Origin of the sequence: Bacillus sp. OK048 (assembly GCF_900103525.1) — a bacterium.
Classification (GTDB): domain Bacteria; phylum Bacillota; class Bacilli; order Bacillales; family Cytobacillaceae; genus Neobacillus.
The window spans coordinates 283,757-309,214 of record NZ_FNHN01000006.1 but is presented as its reverse complement, the minus strand read 5'-3'; the positions used below and the strand labels follow the sequence as shown (position 1 = coordinate 309,214).

20 protein-coding genes are annotated in these 25,458 nt (G+C 39.3%); 7 read left to right on the top strand and 13 right to left on the bottom strand.

Annotated features, from left to right (window positions below; all coding sequences use genetic code 11):
- Positions 1-40: 40 nt before the first annotated feature.
- Both BLR86_RS13525 and BLR86_RS13520 read left to right on the top strand, forming a co-directional pair.
- A complete protein-coding gene (locus BLR86_RS13525; protein ID WP_090762250.1) occupies positions 41-1,354 on the top strand; it encodes an MFS transporter in 1,314 nt (437 codons plus the stop codon).
- The gene (locus BLR86_RS13520) at positions 1,351-2,382 is read left to right on the top strand and encodes an alpha/beta hydrolase (RefSeq protein WP_090762248.1); all 1,032 of its coding nucleotides are present in this window, start codon (positions 1,351-1,353) and stop codon (positions 2,380-2,382) included. The genes BLR86_RS13525 and BLR86_RS13520 overlap by 4 nt, the downstream gene beginning before the upstream one ends.
- Before the next feature lie 205 nt (positions 2,383-2,587).
- On the opposite strand, the gene BLR86_RS13515 is transcribed toward BLR86_RS13520, so the two are convergent.
- The 5 genes from BLR86_RS13515 to BLR86_RS13495 are packed head-to-tail and all read right to left on the bottom strand — an operon-like array spanning position 2,588 to position 8,655.
- The gene (locus tag BLR86_RS13515; protein ID WP_090762246.1) at positions 2,588-3,421 is read right to left on the bottom strand and encodes a dimethyl sulfoxide reductase anchor subunit family protein; all 834 of its coding nucleotides are present in this window, start codon (positions 3,419-3,421) and stop codon (positions 2,588-2,590) included.
- 15 nt (positions 3,422-3,436) lie between these two features.
- Entirely contained in the window at positions 3,437-3,982 is a 546-nt protein-coding gene (locus BLR86_RS13510; RefSeq protein ID WP_090762244.1) for a DMSO/selenate family reductase complex B subunit, read from the bottom strand.
- Positions 3,983-4,001: 19 nt separating this feature from the next.
- The gene (locus tag BLR86_RS13505; RefSeq protein WP_090762242.1) at positions 4,002-6,575 is read right to left on the bottom strand and encodes a molybdopterin-dependent oxidoreductase; all 2,574 of its coding nucleotides are present in this window, start codon (positions 6,573-6,575) and stop codon (positions 4,002-4,004) included.
- A gap of 18 nt (positions 6,576-6,593) precedes the next feature.
- Entirely contained in the window at positions 6,594-7,316 is a 723-nt protein-coding gene (locus BLR86_RS13500) for a TorD/DmsD family molecular chaperone (RefSeq protein WP_090762240.1), read from the bottom strand.
- Between the two features lie 19 nt (positions 7,317-7,335).
- Positions 7,336-8,655, bottom strand: coding sequence for a radical SAM protein (locus BLR86_RS13495; protein ID WP_090762238.1), 1,320 nt, complete (start codon positions 8,653-8,655; stop codon positions 7,336-7,338).
- A gap of 225 nt (positions 8,656-8,880) precedes the next feature.
- On the opposite strand from BLR86_RS13495, the gene BLR86_RS13490 reads away from it, so the two are divergent.
- The 4 genes from BLR86_RS13490 to BLR86_RS13475 all read left to right on the top strand — a co-directional run bounded on the left by BLR86_RS13490 (position 8,881) and on the right by BLR86_RS13475 (position 13,522).
- Entirely contained in the window at positions 8,881-10,098 is a 1,218-nt protein-coding gene (locus BLR86_RS13490) for a PucR family transcriptional regulator (RefSeq protein WP_175492889.1), read from the top strand.
- Between the two features lie 17 nt (positions 10,099-10,115).
- Positions 10,116-12,107: a molybdopterin-dependent oxidoreductase gene (locus BLR86_RS13485; protein WP_090762234.1), complete on the top strand. Its 1,992-nt coding sequence runs from the start codon at positions 10,116-10,118 to the stop codon at positions 12,105-12,107.
- Positions 12,108-12,435: 328 nt separating this feature from the next.
- Positions 12,436-12,975, top strand: a complete 540-nt coding sequence (locus BLR86_RS13480; RefSeq protein ID WP_090762232.1) for a 4Fe-4S dicluster domain-containing protein — start codon at positions 12,436-12,438, stop codon at positions 12,973-12,975.
- A 349-nt stretch (positions 12,976-13,324) separates the two neighbouring features.
- Positions 13,325-13,522: a hypothetical protein gene (locus BLR86_RS13475; RefSeq protein ID WP_090762230.1), complete on the top strand. Its 198-nt coding sequence runs from the start codon at positions 13,325-13,327 to the stop codon at positions 13,520-13,522.
- 110 nt (positions 13,523-13,632) lie between these two features.
- Here BLR86_RS13475 and BLR86_RS13470 read toward each other — a convergent pair whose 3' ends face one another.
- The 6 genes from BLR86_RS13470 to BLR86_RS13445 form a co-directional block, all read right to left on the bottom strand.
- Positions 13,633-16,584 (bottom strand): glycoside hydrolase family 2 protein, encoded by a 2,952-nt coding sequence (locus tag BLR86_RS13470; protein WP_090762229.1) that lies wholly within the window; start codon positions 16,582-16,584, stop codon positions 13,633-13,635.
- Between the two features lie 44 nt (positions 16,585-16,628).
- On the bottom strand, positions 16,629-17,399 hold the full coding sequence (locus BLR86_RS13465) for a response regulator transcription factor (protein ID WP_090762227.1): 771 nt from the start codon (positions 17,397-17,399) through the stop codon (positions 16,629-16,631).
- Positions 17,392-19,206, bottom strand: a complete 1,815-nt coding sequence (locus BLR86_RS13460; protein WP_090762225.1) for a cache domain-containing sensor histidine kinase — start codon at positions 19,204-19,206, stop codon at positions 17,392-17,394. Before BLR86_RS13460 ends, BLR86_RS13465 begins: the two co-directional genes overlap by 8 nt.
- A 120-nt stretch (positions 19,207-19,326) precedes the next feature.
- Positions 19,327-20,652, bottom strand: coding sequence for an ABC transporter substrate-binding protein (locus BLR86_RS13455; protein WP_090762223.1), 1,326 nt, complete (start codon positions 20,650-20,652; stop codon positions 19,327-19,329).
- Between the two features lie 66 nt (positions 20,653-20,718).
- Positions 20,719-21,561, bottom strand: a complete 843-nt coding sequence (locus BLR86_RS13450) for a carbohydrate ABC transporter permease (protein WP_175492888.1) — start codon at positions 21,559-21,561, stop codon at positions 20,719-20,721.
- 28 nt (positions 21,562-21,589) lie between these two features.
- Complete coding sequence (locus BLR86_RS13445) at positions 21,590-22,420, bottom strand: carbohydrate ABC transporter permease (protein ID WP_368086783.1); 831 nt, start codon at positions 22,418-22,420, stop codon at positions 21,590-21,592.
- Between the two features lie 282 nt (positions 22,421-22,702).
- On the opposite strand from BLR86_RS13445, the gene BLR86_RS13440 reads away from it, so the two are divergent.
- A complete protein-coding gene (locus tag BLR86_RS13440; protein ID WP_090762219.1) occupies positions 22,703-23,347 on the top strand; it encodes a YesL family protein in 645 nt (214 codons plus the stop codon).
- 97 nt (positions 23,348-23,444) lie between these two features.
- Here the strand turns inward: BLR86_RS13440 and BLR86_RS13435 are convergent, their stop codons facing one another.
- Entirely contained in the window at positions 23,445-24,326 is an 882-nt protein-coding gene (locus BLR86_RS13435; protein WP_090762217.1) for a DMT family transporter, read from the bottom strand.
- A gap of 408 nt (positions 24,327-24,734) precedes the next feature.
- Positions 24,735-25,442: a sigma-70 family RNA polymerase sigma factor gene (locus BLR86_RS13430; protein ID WP_090762215.1), complete on the bottom strand. Its 708-nt coding sequence runs from the start codon at positions 25,440-25,442 to the stop codon at positions 24,735-24,737.
- Positions 25,443-25,458: the final 16 nt, after the last annotated feature.

Below are 25,458 nucleotides of genomic sequence, written 5' to 3'. Positions count from 1 at the left end.
TTAAACTTTTAAAAATATCCTAAAGGAATGAGGAAATTTAATGGATAATAGTAACATGTTGAAAAAAGCCACCTATCACCTTTGGACATTTACCATAAGCAAACTGATTGCGTCCTTTGGTTCACAGGTCTATTCCTTTGCCATTAGCTTTTATATTTTGCAAGCAACAGGATCTGCAAAAAGTTTTGCTTTGAACTTGATTTGCAATGTATTACCACGCACCATCGCAGCACCATTTGCAGGCTATATCATCGATAAATATCCACGGAAGAGGATTGTCATTATCTCACAAATAGCCACCACCTTGGCCATTGGTGGATTACTAGCCGTCAGTGTCACCTCTGGATTATCCTTAACTGCTATTTATATCACTTCCTGTATTTTGTCCCTTACATCGATGTTTTCGAGCGTAGCGTTCACTTCCTCTATTACAGGTCTTGTGGACGAAGCAAGAATTCAAAAAGCCATGTCGTTAAACCAAATGTCGATTTCCTTTGCGGCAATAGCTTCTCCGGCTGTAGGAGGTTTATTGTACGGAGTGATCTCTATGCCATTATTCCTTATATTCTATATGGCTGCATCCGCCGTCGCCATTGTTCTCGATGCAACGATGAATTTCACTTTGTTTGCCGCCCAAAAAGCGGAAACTGTTGAATCGGCGAAAGAATCTATGTGGCAGGGAATGAAAGCGGGTGTATCCTATTTAAAATTACAGCCAATGTTGATGACGATTATCTGGATAGCATTATTAGTTAATTTCCTTTTCAGTGCCTATCAGGTTGGTTATTCCTTCATTCTGATTGAAAAATTGAAAATGGTTTCCCAGCATTTTGGTTTTACAGAGGGCGCCTTTGCCATTGGCATGCTGCTGTTATCGATTTACCTATCAGTCCGGAAAGAGATCAAATTTCCGTTGCTCGTATCAAAAAGGGGAATAATCCTTATGGCAGCGATCATGGGAGGTACCACTTTACCTTTACTATTCACCATGTCTTATAACATCATGTTTGGCTACTATATACTACTTGAACTTGGCCTAGGAGCATGTATTGTTTTCGTCAATACACCAACACAAGTGATGATGCAAAAACAAATTGCTGACGAATTTAAGGGGCGCGTTTTTTCCCTCATTGAAACAGTTGCCATGGCTTTATCTCCATTAGGAATGGTGCTTTATGGATTTCTATACGATGTCTTCCCAGCTGAATGGGTTCTGCTCTTGTCATCTGGATTATGTGTGGGTGTAGTCCTTGCTATGTTAAGACCATCTGTCATCCGAAAAGTTCACCCAGAACTTACTGAAGAAAAGATAAGTAAGACAAATAAATACATTAAGCAGAAGGGTGTTATATGAAGAGTATAAAAAAAACAATTAAATTCATCGGAGTAGGTATCATAATAGTACTAATAATAGCACTCTTTTCTCCCACTTGGACTCAGCACATAAAAGGAAAGAACAGTATTAGTGTATTGGAACAAGTAGAGATAAATGGAAGTAATCACGAAATTATGATACGCGGCAATGATAAGGATAATCCAGTTATTATTGTTGTACATGGGGGACCTGGAACTCCGGAAATGCCGTATGCCGATCAATACCAAGACTTATTGGAAACCAATTTTACGGTTGTTCATTACGATCAAAGAGCAAGCGGTAAATCCTATCATTTTTTTGAGGACTATTCTAATCTTTCAACAGATTTATTGGTAGAAGACCTATTGGCTATAACGGATAATATATCAGAGCGATTTGGGCAAGAAAAGGTTATATTGATGGGTCATTCATTTGGTACTTATATTGCAACCCAAGCTGCCTATAAAGCTCCTGAAAAATATGAGGCATATGTTGGCATTGGGCAGATGAGCGATATAAGAGAAAGTGAGTTTGATAGTTTGAGCTACACGATTGAACAGGCTCAAAAGGCAGGAAATAAGAATGATGTTTTATATCTGCAAGGATTAACGGAGAAAATAAAAAATGGCGAAACAGTTGTCCCACGAAATTATGTTAGTAAATATGGCGGGAGTTCTAGATTGATTGATGATCTTGGTGATGATAACATAAGTGTTTTATTCAGCAGTGAGTATAACTTATTAGATGTAATTCGTTATAACGTTGGGATGGGCTATTCTCAAAAGATGTTGTTAAAGGATCTTTTAGAAAATCCATTACCTTCTAAAGTAACAGAGCTTGAATTACCATTCTATTTTATCATGGGTAAATACGACTATATGACTTCATCTAATGCAGCAAAAAAATATTTTGATAGGATTGAGGCCGATAGAAAGGAATTTATTGCTTTTGAGCAATCTGCCCATTATCCACAATTTGAAGAGAAGGAAAAATTTTATCAGTGGATGTCCGATACTTTTATAAAATAGGCTGTGTTAATGTAGACTTTTGATTTTAAACTTGTTGGGTGGAGCGAAAAGCGCTCGACTCCTCGAAAATGCTACGCATTTTCTTCGTGCGGTGATTATTCGAGGGAGTAAATTCAAAGTCCTGCGGGATGATGTTAATTAAAAAACCGCCTTCTCATCACGAGAAGGCGGTTTTGATTATGCGATTGAATTACCTCAACCGTTATTAAGCACCTAAAACATAAAATACATATCTGCTCATACCTTCTGCCGCCACAAATACAAGCAACGCAGCGTAGACAAGGGAGTAGCTGACTTTTGGTTTTGAAGATAATGAAAGATAGCCCATTACTCCAAGACCGAGCATTTCAATTGCCCATCGGAAACCAATCATCCCAGAATATGATTCTAGCTTGGCAGCAGCACTTTCACCCGTGATCAGTTGAATTTCAGGTGTATAGCCAGCAAACATCGCTGCACCGATTACCTGTATAGCCACGCCGAATATACCGATGAGAAATGCCCATTTGACGACCTTCTTCATTTGATCTGCTTTGATTGTCCGAAGCATCAAGCTTGCCCCAAGAACCGGTCCGAGTGAAAAAGCAGTACCATAGAAGACAACATAGGTATTCAAATGATCCCACCCATTAACTCGGGTGACAGCATACGCGGAAGCCATGCAATAGATATCAACCAATCCAATAAGGCCTGTGATAAGCAAAAGAATAGGATGGACTTTCTTTTGAACGAACAGCAAACCAGTTGTTAAACAGACAAGCGCAATAAAGGCACCGGTAAAAACAATTTCGTTACTCATCCATGATCGTCCAAATCCTCGTAAGACATTAAAGGCATTTTCCGGACTGCCAAGGTGAAAAAATGAAGCAATTAACCCAATAAACGATACCACCACAGTGACTAGCAGCGGTAATTTCATCATATTTACACTATTTCCGCCAGATTTTGTGATTTTCCCATGGATCAACCATAGAAAGAGCACACTTCCCACTGCAGCAGGAATCGTTACGGTAAATAGTAATAATGGCCATTCATGCATTGGAATCCCTCCTTATTAGATGTTGTTTGCTCCACCAATAACCAAATTTGGTTTTGTGATGGATGAGCTCGGTAAACCTCTGATATCCGCATTGGCACCATGTTTGGCACGCAATTCATCAATCGGTCCGAACTCAATGGCACGCATGACACATGAAGATACACAAACAGGGTCTTCACCGTTCTCCCTTAAGTCGTAGCACGTATCACACTTTGTCATTTTGCCGAGTTCTTCATTATATTGTGGTGCCCCGTATGGACAGTTCCACTCACAATACTTGCAGCCAATACATTTCGTATGATCTACAAGGACCACTCCATCACTTTCTCGCTTAAACATCCCACCCGTTGGACATCCTTGGACGCATGCTGGTTCGTCACAGTGATTGCACGAAATCGAAAGATGATAAAGCGTCGGCTTTGGAAAACTACCTTCTTCAAAATCATAGACTCTACGGTAGTTTCTTCCCACTTCTAAAGAGTTTTTATCCTTACAGGAAACGGTACATGTTTTACAACCGATACATTCTGCAACGTTTATATAAAATCCCATTTGCACCATGGGTCAAACCTCCTTCTTTTTAAAATTTAATGATGCGCTGATCCCACTTAACATCTTCCTTCAGAGGTTCGCCATCCCATTTTTTGATGTTACAAACGGCTGTATTCCATCCAGATGTTCCAAGACCGGTCGCAATGGGTCCTGTTAACATATTATCTGCTCCTGCTTTATCGATTTCTTCTTTTTCATCCAATTCCACCCAAGCGCCATGCGGCAGTGCAACAACCCCTGGTGTCATTGTTTCGGTCAAGTGAGCAGGACGTAAGGTTTTACCGTATTCATTGAATAGAAGCACGGTATCTCCCTCTTTAATTCCCAGACGCTTACCATCACTTTTATTGATAAACACTGGATTTGGCCATGCTTCTCGCAGCTGTTGGACATTATCAAAGGTACTATGAGAACGTCTTAGATAGTGTGGGTTATAGACTTGGAAAGGATATTTTCCTTTCTTTTTGGACTCCCAATCTTCAAAAGTATCTTCAAATCCCTTTGTTTTTGGTACATATTTTGGAATCGGGGCGATTTCGGTCCAGCCGCCCTTGGACTCTTCATGAATCGTTTTACAATGGATTTCAAATTTCCCACTTGGTGTTTTCAATGGTTTGCCTTCAGGGTTTTCAATAAAGTCTTTATAAGCAATAAAGCCGAAATTGTCACCAGGTTTGCGTTGGACCTGATAGACACCTTGATCGATTAACTCTTTTAACCCGATTCTTCCTTGCTGCGGTGTACCAACCACGCCCCACTCTTTAATGTCTTGTGCGGTAATCGTCACTAATGGCTCATAATCGACTCCATTCTCTGCAATCACCTTACTTGTTGCTAGTTTATTAAAGAATGCTTGTTTTTCACTAATAGGATAAAGCAGCTTAGAATCTAAGCCGAGTTTTGCTGCCAATTCTTTTGCTATTTGCACATCGCTCTTCGCTTCGTATAACGGAGCGGTAATGTTGGAATAGACAATATACATTTCACGATTGCCCTGGAGCATTCCGCCTTCTGTTTCCCACTCTGTCGTTACAGGCAGAACCACATCCGAATATTTTGCATTGGTGGTTAAGACATACGCATGAGAAACGACAAATTCAACCTTTTTATGTGCTTCAATTCCCATTTTCATCGCACCGCGGGTCTGAAGCGTAGCGTTAAATTGGTGATAGATTAATTGAATATTAGCCTTGCGCTCCCCTTCACCCTTTTGATGAAACTTACCATCTAAAACAGCTGTGAAGATTTCATTATGATTCAACAAATTGGTCACAGGATTCTTAACAGATAGATAGCCATCAGTTCCTGCTTTCACTAACCATGGTCCGCCATTACCGGCAGCCCGATGGCAGCTAACACCTGTCATACTTCCTGAACGGCCCATATGTCCTGTCATCATACCAAGTGTCGAAAAGGCTTGAACCCAGCCTTCGCCATCATTAATCCGTGCCGGTCCCCAGCCAGTTAACAACGCCACTCTGTTTGTTGAGCCAATTTGGCGGGCCAATTCACGAATTCTCGTTGGTTCTACACCACAAATTTCTGCTGCCCATTCAGGTGTTTTCGGCTGATTGTCATAGGTTCCAAGCAGATAATCCTTAAAGTTTTCCTTTTGATCTGCTCCTTCTGGCATATGTTCAGCATCAAATCCCACTGTATAACGATGCAAGAATTCCCAATCAATAAGTGGATTCGTAAGCTGGTCATCCTCATCCAATAAAGCATTCATAATACCTAGCGCCAATGCATGGTCGGTTCCAGGTCGAACAGGAACCCAATCCGCTTGGAAAGTTCTTGCTGATTCTGTATAGGATGGATCAATGGAGATAAACCTTGCCCCAGCCTTTTTTGCCTGCATAAAGTTGTAAGTAGGACTACCAGGGCTGCTCCATGCTGGATTTTCTCCCCATAGAACGATTAATTGTGAATTTCTAAGATCGATACGGTCGTTGATACCAAGATCGGTCCAGCCCTCTGCTACACCCATCATCGTTGGCGCCCAGTACCAAGCCCCCCAAGAGGTGGTTCCATAGTCTGTTGTACAGCCTCCATTTAAGGATAATACCTTGGTAATTTGACCTGCACCGGTTGCCCAAAGAGCTTCATTACCATATTTTTTTGAGATTCTCGTAATCTCGCTTGATACAATATCAAGTGCTTCATCCCAAGAGATTCTAACCCACTGGTCCTTACCACGAAGCTCTTTTTTACCTCCGCCAACTGCCCAGTTTTTTCTCTTCATCGGGTATTTTAAACGGTCGGGACCAAATACTTGATGGCGCTGAGAACGTCCACGCAGGCATCCTCTTTGTTGTGGGAAATCAGGGCTGTCAGGATGCGTGTCATCCGTTTTTTGGCGGATCACCACGCCATCTTGAACAAGAACTTTGTTCACGCAACGGCCGCCACAATTGTGCCAGCATGCTGCAGCCTTCCATATTCCCTCGCCATTTTTATCGTCTGTCCCAGTACCTGTTTCCGCTTTTACCACCAAACCTCTAGAAACCGGAATCACAGCAGTAGCTGCCGCTGCACTCGTCCACCCGATAAATGATCTTCTTGTCATTTTAAAGTCTTTGATTTTTTGCACTAGATCCAACATTTTTGAACCTCCTCGTCCTTACTTTTGGATCAATTCTATATTCAATAGTTCTGTTAGAACCTTTGAATCAATAGTTAAATAGTGTTGCAAGAGTGTTGCCAACCCTCGGTAAAAGTCAGTTTCTGCATGCTCCTGAACCAGATTTGCCAGCTCCGGAACAAATTTCCCTAAATGCTCGTTGATAAACTGCTTTTGTTCCTTTAGTAAATAAACAATCTCCTGAATGGCTGTTTCTGACTTTGACTCTGCTGACTCAATGCCTAATCGATTTAAGTGATAAAGAAAATCTAGTTCCAGTCCGATATGATCATCGGCTTCGATATTATAATCACCAGCTCGAAAGCCGTATTTGTTGTAAAGCTTCCTCACATCCATCGTTGTCTGTTGAAATAGTAATTTGTCTTTCCGGACATAGACAGATTCCCACGGGGATGCCTGTACTTCAAATGGACCAATAAACATTTTCGTGTAATCCCAATGTAAATCTTCATAATGTTTTTCAATCATTCCTGGATTAAAAACGGCTAAATAGTCTTTAATTTTATTAACACTAGCTCGAATCCCGTCTGACTCCTCTTTAAAAGGAAATAAATCGATCATGTTGTTTTGAATAAACAGCTTTACATACTCCCGCGGCGGCTCTTCAATAAAGAATCTCCTTAAAATGTCATAAGCAAATTCCCTTGCATAAAAAATATCCACTACATCTTCGATGGTTATTGCTGGTTTTGTTGTTTCCATCTGTGCACACCCCTTCTTGTTACATACTTTCAAGGATAAATTCTGTTGGTTTTGTCCAATCAAGATGGACTTCGCGAATGGTTTGCTGACCACGATCCACTTCCACAACATTTGAAGAAATAAGAATCTTTACATCCTTCTCTTTTAATTGCGGTATCGCCTTAATGGGAAACTGGACGTAATCATAATCCGCATTCGAACGATACGGAACTCCTTTACGTTCCAAAACCTTTACAACTTTTCGCTGATCACGTCCGAATACCTTCGCTGTTTTGAAGTAATAATCAACAGTAGAAAAATGATAGGTTTCGTCCATGATTTGATCATGGTTTTGTTGATAGATTTGCCCAGTAAATTTATTTTCTAGTGAGCAATAATGGACACCTAGTTTTAACTTCTTCTCCAGCGCATATTGAACCAATTCAAGACAAAGCTTCTCACTTTCAGCCACTGCCAGTCCCCCCGCATACCAAAAGTTGTAGTAGACATCATAAGGGGGATTTTTTAGTTTAAAGCCTTTTTCGCGGAAGGCTTCGGCATTTTCAAGCGGGAAGCAAAATTCTAGTAAGTTAATCCCAAAGATTTCAAGGTCTTCTAAATCAAGGAGCAGCTTCTTCATTTCATCGCCTGTTCCTGGAATCACTGGCATTTCCACTAGTACATTCGGAATATAGTTTTTCGCTAACGAAATTTTTCCAAGGATATGGTTCCTTTTTTGCTGGGAATCTTCTAACTTAATACTGAAGCGAATCTCCTTCAAACCGGCGTCACTTAAACCTTGAAGAACCTTTTCTGTTAATAGGTCCCCTGCTGTATACAACCTCGTGTGGGCTCTAGGAAACAATTTCTTTGCTGTCTGGAAAAATGCCATTGTTTCATCTGGATGTAACAATGGCTCCCCGCCAGTTAAGGCAAGATGTGTAAGCCCGATGTTTTGGTCAAACAAAGATTGCAGCTCCTGATTCACATTTTTTTGGTTCTGCAAATAAAATTGGTAGTTATCCTGATTTTTGTTAAAACAGAAATAGCAATCCCGGTGGCATTTTAATGAAACAAAACTGGTATAGCTGCCACTGCCTTTTTGACATGCTTCACAAGCACTCGAAATTTTTTGATTCGATAAAACACTTTTTCCATTATTTCTAAACGTAGCTCCATCAGCTTTAAGATTTTGAATTTGCAGTTCTAAATCCTTTTCATTTTTCCGATCCTCAAAAGGCAGACCGAATGTTTCAATTTGATTGATGGTGGCTTGTTCAATATTTTGGTAGATCGTTGTATAGTTATATAATGATGGATTGTTCACTATCTTCTCTTTTTCATTCATGAGAGTCTTCATCTTATCCACCTTTCTTTTCGCTCCTTGTGAATCATTTCACTTACTACTTTTAGTATAAAAGGATAATGAATTGATTGATATGTCCCCGGTGAACGAAAAATCCTGTCTTTTTTTGTGCGTCGCGGACATGAGGATTTTACGATCCTGTGACATTCATTGTTCTTCCTTCGTAAATGAGATACCATTAAGGTAACAATCATGAGTATGATAGAAAGGATGGGGACTATGAATGAATCGATGATTGTCCCAAACTTTGTACATCAATTGCTTTCTACTACAACAGAAGACACCGCACAACTAGCAAACAAACTGTGCAGCCTTCTCTCTCTCCCTGTTCTGATCACCGATTCCTACTATCAAATCCTTTCATCGTCCTATCCTCCAGGGGTTCCTGTACTTACTACCATTTTGGCTATTCAACCATTGGATTTGATTGAAAGCGTAACAGCCTTTAGTTGCCAAATTACAACAACAATGTCCGATGAATATGGTCTTGTTTCCCCGATTACACAGGGAAATAGTACGCTTGGTTATTTATTTATTTTGCCAAGTAAAAAGGAAAAACCTGAAACCTATTCATCCATACTTGAATTTGCCGCATCACTTGCTAGTATTCAGCTTCATAGAAAACTAGAAAAGCGACAAGAGAAAATGAAGTTCAAGGAACCATTCTTATTCGACTTACTCTATGGAAATCTCAAACAACCAGAGGATATTTATGAATATGGGAGTGTGTGGAATTGGGATTTTCACCTTCCACATACGGTGTTAGTTTTTTCATTAACCGACTTTAATCCTATTTTGACGGGCAAACAAATGATCAACCATCTACTCTATATCGTGGAGCGAACCTTAATCGATGGAAGAATAAAGCCCATTACTTTAAAAAGAAAAAGCCAAGTGATTGTGATTTTTCCTTTAGAGGATGATCAGCAAAAGAACCATCGAGCTGCGATTGAAGGTTTTTCCACTTCGATCATCAACCAGATGAAATCACTCCATCCCGATCAGGCTCTTTCCTGTGGTATTGGAAAAACGTACACAAGTCCTGTCGACTTATTTCGAAGCTTTCAGGAGGCTAAAGTTGCTTTAGAGCTTGGGGAATTAATGGGGATGATGATTCCATTTTTTTCAGATTTAGGCTTGGAAAGAATCTTATATAAGCATGACCTGCAAGATTTAAAAGAATTTTACGAAGCGACATTAGGGGAATTGCTGCTTTATGACGAAACGAATAACGCGCAATTAATGGAAACACTTGAAGGATTGGCCGCCAATCAATTCGATATGACAGCGACTTCAAAAGCCCTGTTCCTCCATAGAAATACTTTACGATACCGTTTGAAAAAAATCGAAGAAATACTCAATGTAAAGTTGGATGATTTGAACATCAAACTAAATATAACCGCCGCATTAAAAATCAAGCAGCTAAGAAAAATGTAAACGGGAGGCGGGTTAGCTTGAAAGAAGCTATCTATCGTAATACTTGTCCACGGAATTGCTATGGAACCTGCGGCATCCTCTCACATGTTAAGAATGGGAAGCTGATCAAGGTGACCGGGGATCCTGATCATGGATATTCGAAGGGGCGGCTTTGCGCGAAGGGTTATGCCTATACAGAATACGTATATAGTCCAAACCGGCTTAAATATCCGATGCTTCAAAGCCCTAGAGGCTCTGGAAATTGGAAACGGATTTCATGGGATGAGGCTTACACCATCATCGCTTCAAAAATGGTTGAACTGAATCAGCGCTATGGCTCTAATTTAGCAAGTGGCTACAATAAATATTCCGGTAATCTCGGTTTGCTTCATTATGCGACAGAAGGAATGTTTAACAGCATGGGACCACATACCATGCCCATTGGCAATCCTTGTGCACTAACAGGAAGGCTTGCCATGAATCGATCCTTCGGGGAGAATTACAGCTCTATTCCTGAGGATATGGCAGGAGCAAAACTGATTGTTCTTTGGGGGGCAAACCCAGCGATAACGAATGTGCACCAGATGAAATTTATCTATGAGGCTCGTAAACAAGGGGCAAAGCTCGTCGTCATTGACCCTGTTTTTTCGCAAACGGCGCAAAAGGCCGATCTTTATATTCAAATTCATCCTGGTACAGATCAGTTACTTGCTCATGGCATTGCCAAACTTGTTATCAATAGAAAGCAACACTGTATTCAGTTCCTTGAAAAACAAACAGAAGGCTGGCTTGAGTATAAACAATATCTTGAAAACCATTTATCGATTCAGGAGGTCTGTAGACAGACAGGTGTTTCCATCGAGGCACTCAGGGAACTTAGCGAGTTATACGGAACGACTAAACCGATTGCTACCTGGGCTGGGCTAGGTGTACAGAGGAATAAACGCGGAAGTGAGAGCATTAGCGCCATCAACAGTCTCGCAGCAGTCACTGGGAACCTTTTTATTCCAAATGGCGGACTTTACTATATGCATTTTGATGTCGAGGATTTTCCATGTGCACTCCTCAATCATAAAGGGCCAGAGCACCCGTCAATCCCAGCCTCACGGGAAGTGGATATTAGTGATTATGCAGCAAATGCCCTGCTGCTTTCTGACCCACCTCTTAAGCTGCTATGGATTGCATCAAGAAACATTACCCAGGATCAAAATTTTAACGCTTGGGATGAATTGTTTCAGCAAATAGAATTAATTGTTACCGTTGATCTGTACATGACAAAGACAGCAGAAAGATCAGACATTGTCCTGCCTGCTGCCACGCACTTTGAAGAAGAAGACTTAAATGTAGGCTATTGGCATTATTGGTTATCGTTCAATCAAAAGGCGATTCCGCCTTATTATGAAGCTAAAAGTGACCTTCAAATCGCCAGAGAGTTAACGACAAAATTAAACGAACTGTCACCGGGCTTTTCAAATTTCCCAGCTTCCAAAGAACCGATTGATTGGATTAAAGAAGAACTGACTCCGGAGATTATGGAGCTATATTCATTTTCAAGTTTTGAAGAACTCATGGAGCGGCCATTTAAAAAAGATATCACAAAGGTAATGAGTGAAGACAGAAACAAATTCCGCTTATTTTCACCTGCTAATCAAAGGGCACATGACCAGGCTGGATTCGATAAAGCAAATGAATATAAATTGATCACTCCGCAATCTTTATTAAAAATACATTCACAGTATGAATCGTTAAATTGGCTTAATAGCCCGCAGGATGAATCCTGCATCGAACTATCCATTGAAGCTGCCCGAGTGAATGGGATTAAAGAACGGGAAAAAATTGAGGTATATAATGACCAGGGAAAAATCGTAGGTGTTTCCAAAATTAATCCGCATTTGCCCAAAACGATCATCCTTGCTCATCAAGCTGGTGATCATCCTATCAATCAATTAATTTCACAACCAAATGACCAGATTGGCAGTACGTATTTCTATGACAGCATGGTAAAAATCAAAAAAGCGGAAGCACCCTGATCAGCGGCGTATGTCCTCCTCGTAAAAGCTAACGCTTTTCCTTCGTGCGAAACCTATGCTGCCGAAGCGTTCCTTGTGGAGCGCTCCAACCGAGATAAAGGAAACACGAAGAGCCAAGCCGCTACTTGAATTACTTCTTTGCAGCTTTGCGACGAGCTGAACAGCCGCTACTTTGAATATGCTTTGGCGCAGGAGCAGGTTTGGCGCATTCGATGTTGACTTATCGTAGGGCGGAGAGCGAAGGACACTAGCCGTTAGGGCCGCTTGCGCTGGACAGTAAACTAAGTTCAAAGACTTATACTTTTATTTTAAAAATGGAGGGAGACAAATGGTTAAACAGCTGGCATATTCCTTTAATGCCGATGATTGTATTGGCTGCAAAGCATGCGAGATTGCCTGTAAAAATGAAAACCAAACTCCTTCCCATATAAGATGGCGAAAGGTTAGTAAAATTGCATCTGATTTTTTTCTATCTGTATCATGCAACCACTGTGATACCCCAGAATGCTTTAGAGTATGTCCGGAGAGTGCATTTACAAAAAGACAGGATGGAATTGTCGAAATCGATGAAAGCCGCTGCAATGGCTGTCAATTATGTGTTTCTGCATGCCCCTACCATGCTCCACAGTTTAATCCAGAAACACAAAAAGTAAGTAAATGCCAGATGTGCTATCCGCGTCAGGATGCCGGACTGCCGCCTGCATGTGTGGAAGCATGCTCAACAGGCGCGCTATCGATTGTCGACCTAAACAAATTTTCAGACCCGGAAGCGGTCATGACCCTTCCAGGTTTTCCAGACATACGGATGACGTGTCCATCCATCGTATTCTATCCAGTAAAGCCGAGAAAAAGGTATTTTTTAAAGTAATGGGGCGGATAGGATGATGAAGGACATTTCTTCATAGATTCGCTTTGGTTTTGTCCTTCATAACACCGATGAAGGACATTTCTTCATAGATTCGCTTTGGTTTTGTCCTTCATAACACCGATGAAGGACATTTCTTCATAGATTCGCTTTGGTTTTGTCCTTCATAACACCGATGAAGGACAAATCCCACGCTCATTCATCTGAGATTTGTCTTCAATACATCTTCAAACCCACCCTACAGGGATATCCTTCCAGAAACTAGTTACTTTGCCCTGATTTATCCTTATAATAAATAACTCACTCATTTCAGGAATAGACTGAAGTAATCCCAGAAAGGAGTGAGCAGACGATGAGTGTGTTAGATCGCAGTCCTTTTTTATATTTATCCTGTATCATCGCTGGTTTTGCCTTATTAAAGGTACCGTTAACAGGATTTTTCACACCGCTTAGTCCGTTAGTTGTTCTTATTGGTATCCTAGCCATCCTTTTATTCTCCTTTGTCTTGATCATCCAGGGGTTACTATCGTTAGCAGGAAAAAAAAGATAGTTATATACGCATACATCAAAAAGAGAGCGTATTCCTTCGCTCTCTTTTCCTTTTCAATGGCTATCCACGAGCAGCGCCTGTCACCGTGTCCCGTTTCGCCGGAATCAGTGTTACCAAACTGCTTTTACAAAGACAATGTACGTGTTACAGTTGTTTTCATTAGTATGATCCTGGTTTCCACCAAGGGTTAAGGTGGTGCCGGCTTCGACTGTTTTTTCAAACACGGTGTGTGTCACGCCATCTACTAGGATTTTTTCAGGTGTTTCTGCATATTCCTCTGTTAACCAATCTGGCCGAATGATGCGGTCGTCGTGTGCAACCGATACTTTCGCCCTCTGAGTTACGGTAAAGTGGATAAGGTCTAACGCTTTATAGTTACTTTCAGTGTTTGCTACTTGAATATAATCACTGCCTAGTAAACTCTCTGGCAGCGATTGGAACTCATTTCCTCGATCAAAGTAAATTTGATCACCGTTCTGTGCGTTTACTTTTATGCCACCCGGTTCATATACGCCTGAATAGGAAAAATCAGAAATCAGCAATGAGCCTTCAGGTTCGATTTCATCTGCCACTAAGAGTTCTACAGGTCCATCTCCAATTGCCGGCTCTGTCCCTAGCTCATATTCTGGTAAGGTAGGAAGTTCAGTGGAAATCCCAGCATCACACGGTACCAAAATGGATTCGACGATAACCGTATCAGATGTAAGTCCCTCTATGAATCCTGAAACCTTGATCTTTCCTGGAGTAAGTGTGGAACGAACAGCTACCCGATTGATACCGGCTTCAATGTCTAAGTAAGTGTTATTGGTTGAGGCTTCTTTGCCACTGTTATAGCCACCCCGCCAAATCGCTTCGCCTTCCAGTACAAAATCAATCCGCCCTTCAAAAGTTGGAACGCGTTGACCCTCATCATCCACCACTTCCGCATCGATTAAGGCAATATCGGATCCATCTGCCTTTAGTCCCTGCGGACCTGTAATCACTGTAAGCTTGACCGCTTGAGGTTCACCTGCTGTTTTCTTGACATGCTCAGCTACGATCACATTATCTCGGTTATACGCAATGGCCTCTATTCTACCAGGCTCCCAGCAAATATTTTCAAACGTAAACAAATAGGTCGAGCTTCTCAAACCAAATCCTTTTGATTTTCCGTTCACATATAATTCAACTTCTTCTGCATTGGACATGACGTAAATGTCCTTAACAGTTCCTTCTGGATAATTCCAATGACCAATGATATGGACTTGTGGATCCACTCGATAAATAGCCTTTGCGGCATAAAAAGCTTCTTTTGGCAGCATGACACCATCAACTTGACCACTAACCCGAGATACTTCCGAATGGACACGTCCATGACTAGTAGAATCAGAGAATATCCAGTTCGCGCCGCCACAATGGGCCAGATCACTAATTTTTTCAAAATGCTTGGCTTGATTTCGAGCAAATTCTTCCGAAGTCAGATTATAGGCCGACCCAGACGCTGTTTGGTAATCTTCGTATCCTGGAGTATATCGGTCCCACACCCGTCTGGCTGCTTCTTCCCGGTTATATTCACCCTCAATCACTGGCTTACCTTTCTTCTTTAATTCCCAGCTTCCTTCCGTACCAATGGAAACATCGATATAGTTCGCCATAATTAAATTACTTCGTCTGTGAGCATATGCGCGCATGCCCATAGGATCCCAAGTATCGACGATTTCTATTAATGTTTGGGCTTCTTTCTCGGGTACACTTTGGTTTCCGCCTTCCCAAAGTAAAATCGAAGGACTATTACGGTAATATATCACCAAATCACGAAAGGCTTCCGATCGAATTTTATACGCGACATCGCTATACACACCGCCAACCGTACTGCCTTCCCCATCCACACCTGGCTGCAGCGTAATCAGACCTAATTTATCTGCGGCCTCGATATCCACTGGTGAACCGGCAGAATGGCCCCATCTGATAAAGTTCCCGCCTGCCTCTTTCATTAATTGAAAAATAAAACCATGCATCCAGTTTGGATAAGCGGTTCCTAAACCTGCCCATTCGTTGGTGGGTCTTTGCCCCCAACCAGTTAATTTCACCGGTTGACCATTGAGAAAGAATCCTTGATCATTGGTAAATTCAAACGTTCGAATTCCAAGTGGCGTATCATAGGAGTCTGCCACTTTCCCATCCGTTTTGATGAAGGTTCTGACCGTATAGATATAAGGATAATCAGTTGACCACCTGTGTGGATTGACCAATTGGCCCGTTGTCCGAAAGACAAACTTTTCATTTGATGCGAACTCCCTGCTATCATTCAACGTAAGGACGACTTTGCCGTCACGGTCGATCACTTCCGCCAAAAATTCAACCTTTTTTGCAGTGGAATACTCATTGATTACTTCTGCTTCCACCGCCACATTGGCAGATTCCCGCTCAATGTCAAATGCATAGACATACGTACCTTGCGTTTTTAAGAAACTATATAAAGGCAGGGTGATGTGCAGCTTATCCTTTATATGAAGATAAACATTTCGGTATATCCCGCCATGTGTGGGATGCCAATGGGAATCGTGCCAGCTAAGGACATCTTCTTCAGTCCCCTCGGCGATATAGGGAAACGTGTTATCCACCATGACGGCAAGCACATTTTCCCTTTCCCCAAAATGTAAAAATGGTGTTAAATCATAGCCAAATGGAATAAACCCATTTTCACTTTTTCCTTCCAATTTAATTCCATTCATGTACACATCGGCAGCTTGGCGAACTCCTTCAAATTCGATGAAGACCTTTTTGTCCGCATTTTTTTGATCTAGTTTAAAACACTTCCTGTACCAGGTTTTCCCAGTAAACATCCCTCGTTCGCCATTATGACCACCTTCCATAAAATTATCGAAGGTATCCACGTCATTAAACGTATGTGGTGTGCTGACGATTGACCAATCTGAATCATCAAACTTTGGATGTTGTGCATCTACCACAGCTTCCTGCTGAAATCTCCATTCTGAATTAAAATTTAATTTAGAAGAATTTACTGCTAGGATGGAATCAATTCGATCGAGCGTACCTGTTCCATTCTTTCTTTCTTTCATAACTATATCCCCACCTAGTTCACAAACTTTTAATCCACGAATTTTTACTGTGACAATTTATATAATTTTGGAGGTAATCCAAAATATTTTTTAAAGGTTCTTAAAAAGTAACTTTTGCTTTCAAAGCCTAATCGATAAGCGATATTTTCAATCGGCTCATTGCTAGTCTCGATTAATTCTTTGGCTTTCTCCATTTTTGCTCGATTCACATAATCAAAAAAGTTTTCATTGGTGCTTTTTTTGTATAATCTGCTAAAATAACTCGGGTTCAAATGAAGATGGTCTGCGACCTCTCCTAATGTAATTTTTTTATCTAAATTCATTAACACATATTCTTGAGCACGAAGGATTTCTGCATTTTTTGGCTGATCATGGATATTCTTAATCGCTCTTTGAACTTTTTCCAAACCCGCTATTAGCATTCTATCTTCTTTTTGTTTATCAAGTTTTTCCTTTAATTTCAGTAATATATCCCTTAAACTATCCGTATCAATCGTTTCTTTTAAGATATAATCAAAGGAATTCAACCTCAGAGCTTGCTGCACATAAGAAAAATCATCATGGCAGGTTAAGATGATAGAATGAAAATTCAAATTCAAATTTTTGGCATTTTTTACTAAATCTATCCCGTTCATGATTGGCATACCAATATCTGTAATGATCACGTCGGGATATTCCTCACCCATCGATTCAAGCGCCTGTTCGCCATCCTGATAGAGACCCATGACAGTAAACCCTAAATCTCCCCACGGAATCTTTGAATCTAGAAATTCTAAAACATGATAGTCATCATCAACGAGAATCACTTTATACATTTTCCGATTCCTCCTGGTTCCTTGGTATATAAAAGGTAATGATGGCTCCGCCTACTGGTTGATTCTCTATTTCCATATGGAATTTCTCACCATAAATTAGTAACATCCGTTGATAGACATTCGTTATGCCGATACCGGTAAACGAGGATTTATTCTTATTTAACCTGTTCTTTGACTTTGTCGTTAAAAGTGTTCTCTTTAATATCTCCAAATCTTCCGGAAGGAACCCTTTCCCATTGTCCTTAACCTGTATCAGCAAAAATCCATCTTCCATCCATGTGGAGATTAGAATAACTCCACTCTTTTGTTTATAGCCATGAATAATGGAATTCTCAATGATTGGCTGAAGGAAAAATCGAGGGACTTTTTCCACGAATGTGTTGAGTTCACATTCTTTTTTGATTTCAAAATTATACTTGCCTCTAAAATTCATTAATTTAATATAATGTTCAATCACTTCGATTTCTTTCTCTAATGGGATAAACTCATTATTTCTATTAATGGTCATCCGTAACAGCAAGGAAAGTGACTGAATCAATTTAGCAATTTCTTCATTTCCATCTATCAATATTTTTAACCGGAGGGAATTTAAAATATTGAATAAAAAATGAGGGTTAATTTGCGCCTGGAGCATTTCCAGCTCTGCTTTACGCTTACTATTTTCTTCTTCTTTGATTTGTTCTATCATGTTTTCTATTTGATCCATCATTTTGTCCAATGAATAACCTAATTGCTCAATATCACCCTCGCCTTTAATTCCTGAACGAAGTTTCAAGTTTCCATTTTCAACTTCCTTCATTACGGAGCTTAATCGAGTAACAGGTTTGGTCAGCCTTTTAACAAGTATGACAAGAATGATAAGAAAAACAAGGAAAAAAACTAGCTGCAAAACCAAAGTATTCTCTGTCACCTGATTAATGGTTCCAATCGCATTTTCATATGGAACCATGCTGACCAGCGTCCAATCTGCATAGGAAAAAGGATAGCTGACCATCAGATAATCTTTATTCTTATAGTGTACAATACTAGCATCATCGTTTTCGTTTCTATTTTTTTCCTTAAAGGAGATTTTCTTTTGTATTTGGCTTGCATTATTATGAGCTAAAATAACCCCATCAGAATTAAGCAGCATTAATTCCTGTCCTTCATCTAAGGCAATTTGTTTAAAAAGGGAGCTTATTTGTGTTTCATTAATACTAATCAAGGTAATTGCCTTTGATGTTTCAGACAGTCTTAATACTCTTGCAATCGAAATTAAATAAGGATTCACTTTTTTTTCAGAAAGGATATAGGTCGGATGAACGCCTATCCAGTAGGTTCCATATTCGTTTTCATCATTCAATTTTTTATACCATTCTTCCTGCAAGAAAAGCTCAGGATTATGACCATAATTAGAATAATTCGTGTAAGAGTAATCGCCATTTGTTAGAATCGTCAAATAAGAAGGATTTAAAAAATTCGTTACACCTTGCAAACTCCTTGTTATTTCAATTGTGTTTAGGGCTTTTAACTCTGGGGTAATCTGGTTTCTGTTTAAATTTTGTTTTAAGACCGCATTAATGTCATTGTCAAATTGGATATAATTAGTCAAATGTAACATTTCATCAAAGCATTTTGAAATATCTAAATTAAGACTTTGTAGGGTATCTTCTGATTGATTCGCCGCTTGCTGAACCAATCTATTTTTGATTAACTTATTGGATAGCAAAAAGTTCATCATAGAGGGCAGGAGTAGACAAATAACAGATGCGATGATTAAACGCCTTCTTAGCGGCAGACTGCCGACGATGTGTGACATCCATTTCATAGTTGCCTATCCCTCCTCAAGGATGTTTAAATGTAGTTAGTAGGAATGACTCTATAAAAGTTAATAAAGAGAGATCGCTGTCTCTCTCTATTTTATAAAAAGTTCATAAACGAAACAAATTTATTTTTTATTGGCGTCAATGACACCTTGCACGCTTTGTTTGGCTTTTTTCGCTGTTGTTTCTAAATCTTGTTCACCTAACAAATACAATTCAGCTTCCACATTAAAGGCATTATAAGCTTCCGTTAAATAGGATGCAGGAAGGAATTGTTTGGATGAAATGGTATTGCCTAATACATAGGTTAGAGCCTCAATATCAACTGCATCAGGATTGGTGGTATTAGCTGCTAGGTTTTTCAATACGTCATTCAAATCAATTTGTTTCCATGCAGGGATTGATTTATTCTGTACAAGCATCCCTTCTGTTGTCATCCAGCGAATAAATTCATATGCTGCATCTTTATGCTCTGATTTTTTGCTGATGGACATAATATCTGCTGTAGTAAAGGCATTTAATGAATCACTCTCACTATTCTTTGGCCATGGTGCCCATGTGATAGGAAATTCTGGCGTAAATCCGCCCCATTCTGTAACCATATAACTAGTAATCGGAACCATACTTGCTTGTTGAGAGAAAAACTGTTGGCGATAATCAAGCTTTTGCGAAATAATATCCGTATATGGTACAGAAGTTTTATCTTCTTTTTCTAATTCATAACGTAATTTCAATGAAGCTTTGACCATGGAATCATCCATATTAGAAGAACCATCTTCTTTTAACAGCTGTGTTCCTTCTGTTTGACTTAACAATTTCATCGTATGATGTTGATGCGGCCAAGTGTGAAGGTATGAACCAAAGTGGTCTTTCGTTGTTAATTTTTTAGCGTATTCTTTATACTCATCCCAAGTCCAATCTGTTGGAACCTCCAAGCCTGCTTTATCCAAATGATCTTTGTTCAGCATAACCAGGTACTTATTAAATTTACTTGGCAGTCCGTAGTATTCACCTTCAGCAGACGCGGGTGATGCACTCATATCATATTCTTCTTCTATCTTTAACTTCTCATCATCCATATATTTGTTTAATGGCTCGATCATTCCGACGGATGCCCTTTGAGATAGAAATCTAGAATTCGATAGCATGATGACATCCATTGTGTCTCCAGAGGCTGCAATTAAATCCAATTTTTTGTAATAATCTGCGGAATTCATGTTTTCAACAAGCACATTAACATCGACCTTAATGCCAGGATGTTCTTTTTCAAATGCCTCAACGGACTTTTTCCAATTCCCATTCTCTTCATTAATCCATGTATAGAACTTTAACGTTACATCTTCATTCTTCTTCTCTTTACTGCTGCTATTTGCATCTTCCTTGTTCCCACATGCTGCTAACACAAGGACCATCAACACACTAATCATCAGTATAAACCAATTACGTTTCATTTTTTCTCCCCCTTTTTTATACTAGCCATTTTACTTTGTAAAAAAATTCACATACTTTCGACCGCTCTACCCTTTTACACTTCCCATAGAGAGACCTTCAATCACTTGTTTTTGTCCAATGATAAATACAATTAACAATGGTACGATTGCAGAAACGGCAGCTGCCATCATTAAGGAATAGATAGATCCATGTGCATCTGCAAACTGCTGAATACCGATTTGAATCGTATACAGGGATTCGGTCCGTAAGAAGATGAGTGGATTTTGATAATCATTCCATGTCCAAATGAAACGCAGAATTGCATAAGTAGCAATCGCTGGGCGAACTAATGGAAGTGCTATACTAAAAAAGCTCCTAAAATGGCCTGCACCATCCATTTTTGCTGATTCTATGATTTCATCATTAATTCCCATAAAAAACTGCCTTAGCATAAAGGTTCCAAATGCACTAAAACTATTTAGTAAAATTAATCCTTGGTGTGTATCAATTAACCCTGCCTCTGAATACAAAAGGTACTGCGGTACGACTATAGCTTGAGGTGGAACCATATAGGTAGCGAGGACCACCATAAAAAGGAAATCCCTTCCCTTAAAATTTATCTTTGCAAAGGCATAGGCCGCTACACTGGAAACTGCAACAGAGAGGATCGTCGTAAGAACCGCTATTTTAATGGAGTTCCAATAAAATAATGCAAACGGTTTCTCGCCAAACCAAACTTCACTGTAATTTTCGACTGCATTCCATACAGAGGGAATCCATTCGATTGGGTATTTTAATACATCTCCCTCTAATTTAAAGGAGGATGATGCCATCCAAATAAATGGTAACAAAAATACAATTCCACAAATTCCAACTAGGACAGTTGTTAGGATTTTGCGAAAATCCAACTTTTTTATAATCTGTTCCATCTAACCCCTCCTTTTCGAAATAAACTCATTAATAATTAACCCATTTTTTCTGGCCAAACCATTGAATGACTGTAAACGCAATCAAGATAATGAATAACACAACAGCGATGGCTGAAGCATAACCAGTTTTTAACTCTTCAAACCCTTGTTGGTAGAGGTAAAAAACAGGTATGGTCGTTGAATTTGCGGGTCCCCCGTTGGTTAAAACCTTGATCAAATCAAATACTTTGAACGTGTGGACGATTCCTTGGATGAGCAGTAAAAAGGTGGTCGGCGTTACAAGTGGCACGGTAATCTTTCTAAATTGATACCAAGCCGACGCTCCATCAATCTCTGCTGCCTCATATAACTCTTTTGGAATATTTTGTAGTGCTGCAAGATATAGAATCAATTGGAAGCCGATTTGTGTCCAAATGATAATGATCATAACAGATGGCAATGCCCAGCTGACATCCGCAATCCACTGCGGCGGATTGGAAATTCCTAGTGCCATTAAGAATTGATTAATCGGTCCGGCTGACGGATGGAATAATACTTGGAAAACCAATGCTACAGCGACTGTACTTGAAATATACGGCAGAAAATAAATAACCTTGAAAGTCTCTTTTAAATAGATTTTCTTGTTAATAAAAACTGCAAGAAGTAATGATAGGAATAAACCAATTGGAACGACCAACAGTAAAAGAAAGTTATTCGTAAGCCCTTTCAAAAATACCTTATCTTGAAATAGTGTAATGAAATTTTCGAGACCTACAAAATTAGCACCCTCAAAACCTGAAACAAAATTCCAGTCTGTTAAACTTAACACAAAGGAAGCAATAATCGGATAAAGAATTAAGATAGAGCTTCCGATTACCATAGGAGCTATAAATACATAACCCGGTAAAGATTCTCTCCATTTATGAAAGCGCACTCTATTACTTGTACTCTTTTTTTTACTTTTAATAACTGTGGATATAGTAGTTTGATTATCCATAGCTTCTCTTTCACCCCCTGATACTATTTATTATAGTTTCATAATTTTCAAACGAAAATGCACTTTGTTTACCTGTTTGGTAATATATTTACCTCTTATGGAGTGTTATTGATAGACCAAAAGAAAGTCAGTATAATGAATTAGTACCTAGAAAGGTGGGATAAAATGCATACGAATGGAACGTTGGGGTTTATCTATAAATTGTCTGATTGGGCTATGAAATTGGCCTATTTAAATATCCTATGGATTTTATTTACTATCTTAGGAATAATAATTGGCGGTTTCTTTCCAGCAACCTTTGCATTATTTTCTGTCATTCGACTTTTACTTCAAAATAAAGAGGAAGCTTCAATTTTTACAACCTTTTGGAGCTTTTACAAAAAGGATTTTTGGAAAAGTAATAGAATCGGTTGGAGTATTGCCCTGATCTTTGTCATATTTTATTTGGATATACAGTTTGTCCAAGAATCGACAAATCCGTTTCTGCATATTTTCTATTATCCACTGCTTATTTTAGCTTTTATTTTTTGCCTGACGGTTCTTTATATTATTCCAACTTATATCCATTTCAATTTAAAAATTGTTCAGCTCTTCAAAAACTCCTTTATTATTATGATTTTGAATCCACTGAATACGATTACGATGATTTCGGGAGTGATGTTCATATACTTTGTCTCTATCTTTATTCCAGGCATTATCCCCTTCTTCAGTGTGAGCTTGTTGGCTTTATTCATCATGATTGCTGCATTACGCTCCTATAAAAAGGTAGAAGATAAGAAAGAACATATAGAATCAGCGAGATTTCATTAAGAATATAAAAAATAAAAAGCGTAGTGGACATCTATTTCGATGTCTTCTACGCTTTCTTTCATAAAACCCGCTATTTTTTCCGTTTCTCTCTGTCTGCTTAGGTTAATTCCTTTAATTTATTATTTTTAAAAAAAGGTAACTTTGTTTCTGATATGATGATGGCAACAAGAATCAGAATCGCACCAAGCACCATCTTTATCGTCATCGTTTCATTTAAAATCGCAACGGAAAATACCATTCCCCAAAATGATTCTGTCGAAAGAATAATCGCTGCCTTTGTTTCGGTTATCATTTTCTGTGCAACGGTTTGTAATAAAAATGCAATCGTTGTTGAAAAAACACCCAAGTATAAAAGAGATAGTACACCTTCCCTTTGGACCGCAAAGGATGTTTCTCCTTTGAATAAGACAACGATTACTCCAATGATTGCAGCTGTCATCATTTGAATGAGTGTTAATAAGACAGGGTCCGAATCCTTTACATATTTTGCCGTATAGAAAATATGAAAAGCAAAGCCAAATGCACAGCCAAGTGTCAACAAATCCCCGATATTGACACCAGCGGAAAGCTTAAGTGACAATACGCCAACACCAATCATCGCTAAAACAGCGCCCGTTAGTTCATAAATATCGATTTTTCGCTTATACATTACAAATGCAATAAACGGTACAATTACAACATTAACGGCCGTTAAGAAGGCATTTTTAGATGGTGTCGTATATTGGAGTCCCACGGTTTGGAGCGCAAAGGCCAAATATAAAAAGATACCAATGATAACACCTTGGATAATAGTAGCTTTTTTAATATTTTTCAGTCGTTTATGAAAGATAACACTTAAAATGATGGCCCCAATGATAAATCTTATTGCCAAAATTTGATAGGGTGTAAAATGTTCCAAGGCTATCGCACTGACAACAAATCCACTTCCCCAGATAATCGCTGTAATCGAAAGGGCTATTTCTCCCATATACTTTTGCATTTAATCACCCCTAAGATTGTTCTAATTGCACGAGAAATACACTCGAAGTCCATGTAAAGGAAGTATCAACTAACCCTTTTCCCGTATGAGGATCAACTCTCAACCGAGGTTCTACATTCTGAACACCAATATGACTTATTATAATTGCGGTTTTACTAAAAGCAAAGGATTAAAAACTAGTTTTTACTATAAATATAATTGTATATTTATAATTATCAAATTTTCCACCGAGATAAAACCAGCTAAAACAGCGCCTAGTTGATGTAGTACAGGTTCTCCGAGAAAGCATACACTTTCTACAAAAAACCGTACTGCTCCTACAAAATTGAGTCTATCCGTGATGTCCATTTTCAACCCAAAAACAAAAGACAATCCGTGGGGAGACGAATCGTCTTTTTAAAGAGCATTTTACCATTCTACACCCGTTGTCTCGAGTGTTTTACGTAATCGTTTGATGGCCTGATTATGAAGCTGTGAAATGCGGGATTTATGTAATCCAAAAACTTTACTTACGTCTGTGAAGCTTAAATTTTCGAAGTATATGAGTGCCAAAATGAGCTTTTCCCTTTCTGGCAAGGTGTCAATCAGTTCCGCTAAGGCTTTTTTTCGCTCCTTTGCCTCGAGCCATTCATCCTGCTTAATCGATTTGTTGTCCTCAATTTGCTGAACTGCTGCATTTTCTTCTAAACTTTTCGGTTCGTCTAATGAGTCTTGATGTATAAAGGATAGCTGTAATTGTGTTTGTTCATATTCTTTCATGCTTATCCCCATATGTTCACTGATTTCCTTCGGGGTAGGACGGCGCATATAGGACTGTTCTAATGTGTCCAAGGCATTCCGAAAGGTCTTCTCTTTTTTTCTTAATGTACGGGATACATGGTCATTTTGTCGTATTCCATCGAGAATTTCGCCGCGAATCCGCTGAGCCGCATAGGTTTCAAATTTGATTCCTTGTGTAGGATCAAACTTTTTGCCTGCATCCCATAAACCTGTCATTCCATAAGAAATGAGGTCATTTTCATCCGCCGCATCCGATAGGCTCCTTTTCATATGTCTTACAACTCTATGAACCAATGGAATATATTGATCCATTGCCTCTTCCACATTCCAATTCACTATATATTCCCCTTCC

Bases quoted from the DNA above. Each gene is read 5' to 3' on its own strand.
- BLR86_RS13465 (WP_090762227.1), bottom strand. From the start codon at position 17,399: ATGTATAAAGTGATTCTCGTTGATGATGACTATCATGTTTTAGAATTT.
- BLR86_RS13475 (WP_090762230.1), top strand. From the start codon at position 13,325: ATGAGTGTGTTAGATCGCAGTCCTTTTTTATATTTATCCTGTATCATC.
- BLR86_RS13460 (WP_090762225.1), bottom strand. From the start codon at position 19,206: ATGAAATGGATGTCACACATCGTCGGCAGTCTGCCGCTAAGAAGGCGT.
- BLR86_RS13520 (WP_090762248.1), top strand. From the start codon at position 1,351: ATGAAGAGTATAAAAAAAACAATTAAATTCATCGGAGTAGGTATCATA.
- BLR86_RS13455 (WP_090762223.1), bottom strand. From the start codon at position 20,652: ATGAAACGTAATTGGTTTATACTGATGATTAGTGTGTTGATGGTCCTT.
- BLR86_RS13510 (WP_090762244.1), bottom strand. From the start codon at position 3,982: ATGGTGCAAATGGGATTTTATATAAACGTTGCAGAATGTATCGGTTGT.
- BLR86_RS13495 (WP_090762238.1), bottom strand. From the start codon at position 8,655: ATGAAGACTCTCATGAATGAAAAAGAGAAGATAGTGAACAATCCATCA.
- BLR86_RS13515 (WP_090762246.1), bottom strand. From the start codon at position 3,421: ATGCATGAATGGCCATTATTACTATTTACCGTAACGATTCCTGCTGCA.
- BLR86_RS13450 (WP_175492888.1), bottom strand. From the start codon at position 21,561: ATGGAACAGATTATAAAAAAGTTGGATTTTCGCAAAATCCTAACAACT.
- BLR86_RS13440 (WP_090762219.1), top strand. From the start codon at position 22,703: ATGCATACGAATGGAACGTTGGGGTTTATCTATAAATTGTCTGATTGG.
- BLR86_RS13505 (WP_090762242.1), bottom strand. From the start codon at position 6,575: ATGTTGGATCTAGTGCAAAAAATCAAAGACTTTAAAATGACAAGAAGA.
- BLR86_RS13445 (WP_368086783.1), bottom strand. From the start codon at position 22,420: ATGGTAATCGGAAGCTCTATCTTAATTCTTTATCCGATTATTGCTTCC.
- BLR86_RS13470 (WP_090762229.1), bottom strand. From the start codon at position 16,584: ATGAAAGAAAGAAAGAATGGAACAGGTACGCTCGATCGAATTGATTCC.
- BLR86_RS13525 (WP_090762250.1), top strand. From the start codon at position 41: ATGGATAATAGTAACATGTTGAAAAAAGCCACCTATCACCTTTGGACA.
- BLR86_RS13435 (WP_090762217.1), bottom strand. From the start codon at position 24,326: ATGCAAAAGTATATGGGAGAAATAGCCCTTTCGATTACAGCGATTATC.
- BLR86_RS13500 (WP_090762240.1), bottom strand. From the start codon at position 7,316: ATGGAAACAACAAAACCAGCAATAACCATCGAAGATGTAGTGGATATT.
- BLR86_RS13490 (WP_175492889.1), top strand. From the start codon at position 8,881: ATGAATGAATCGATGATTGTCCCAAACTTTGTACATCAATTGCTTTCT.
- BLR86_RS13480 (WP_090762232.1), top strand. From the start codon at position 12,436: ATGGTTAAACAGCTGGCATATTCCTTTAATGCCGATGATTGTATTGGC.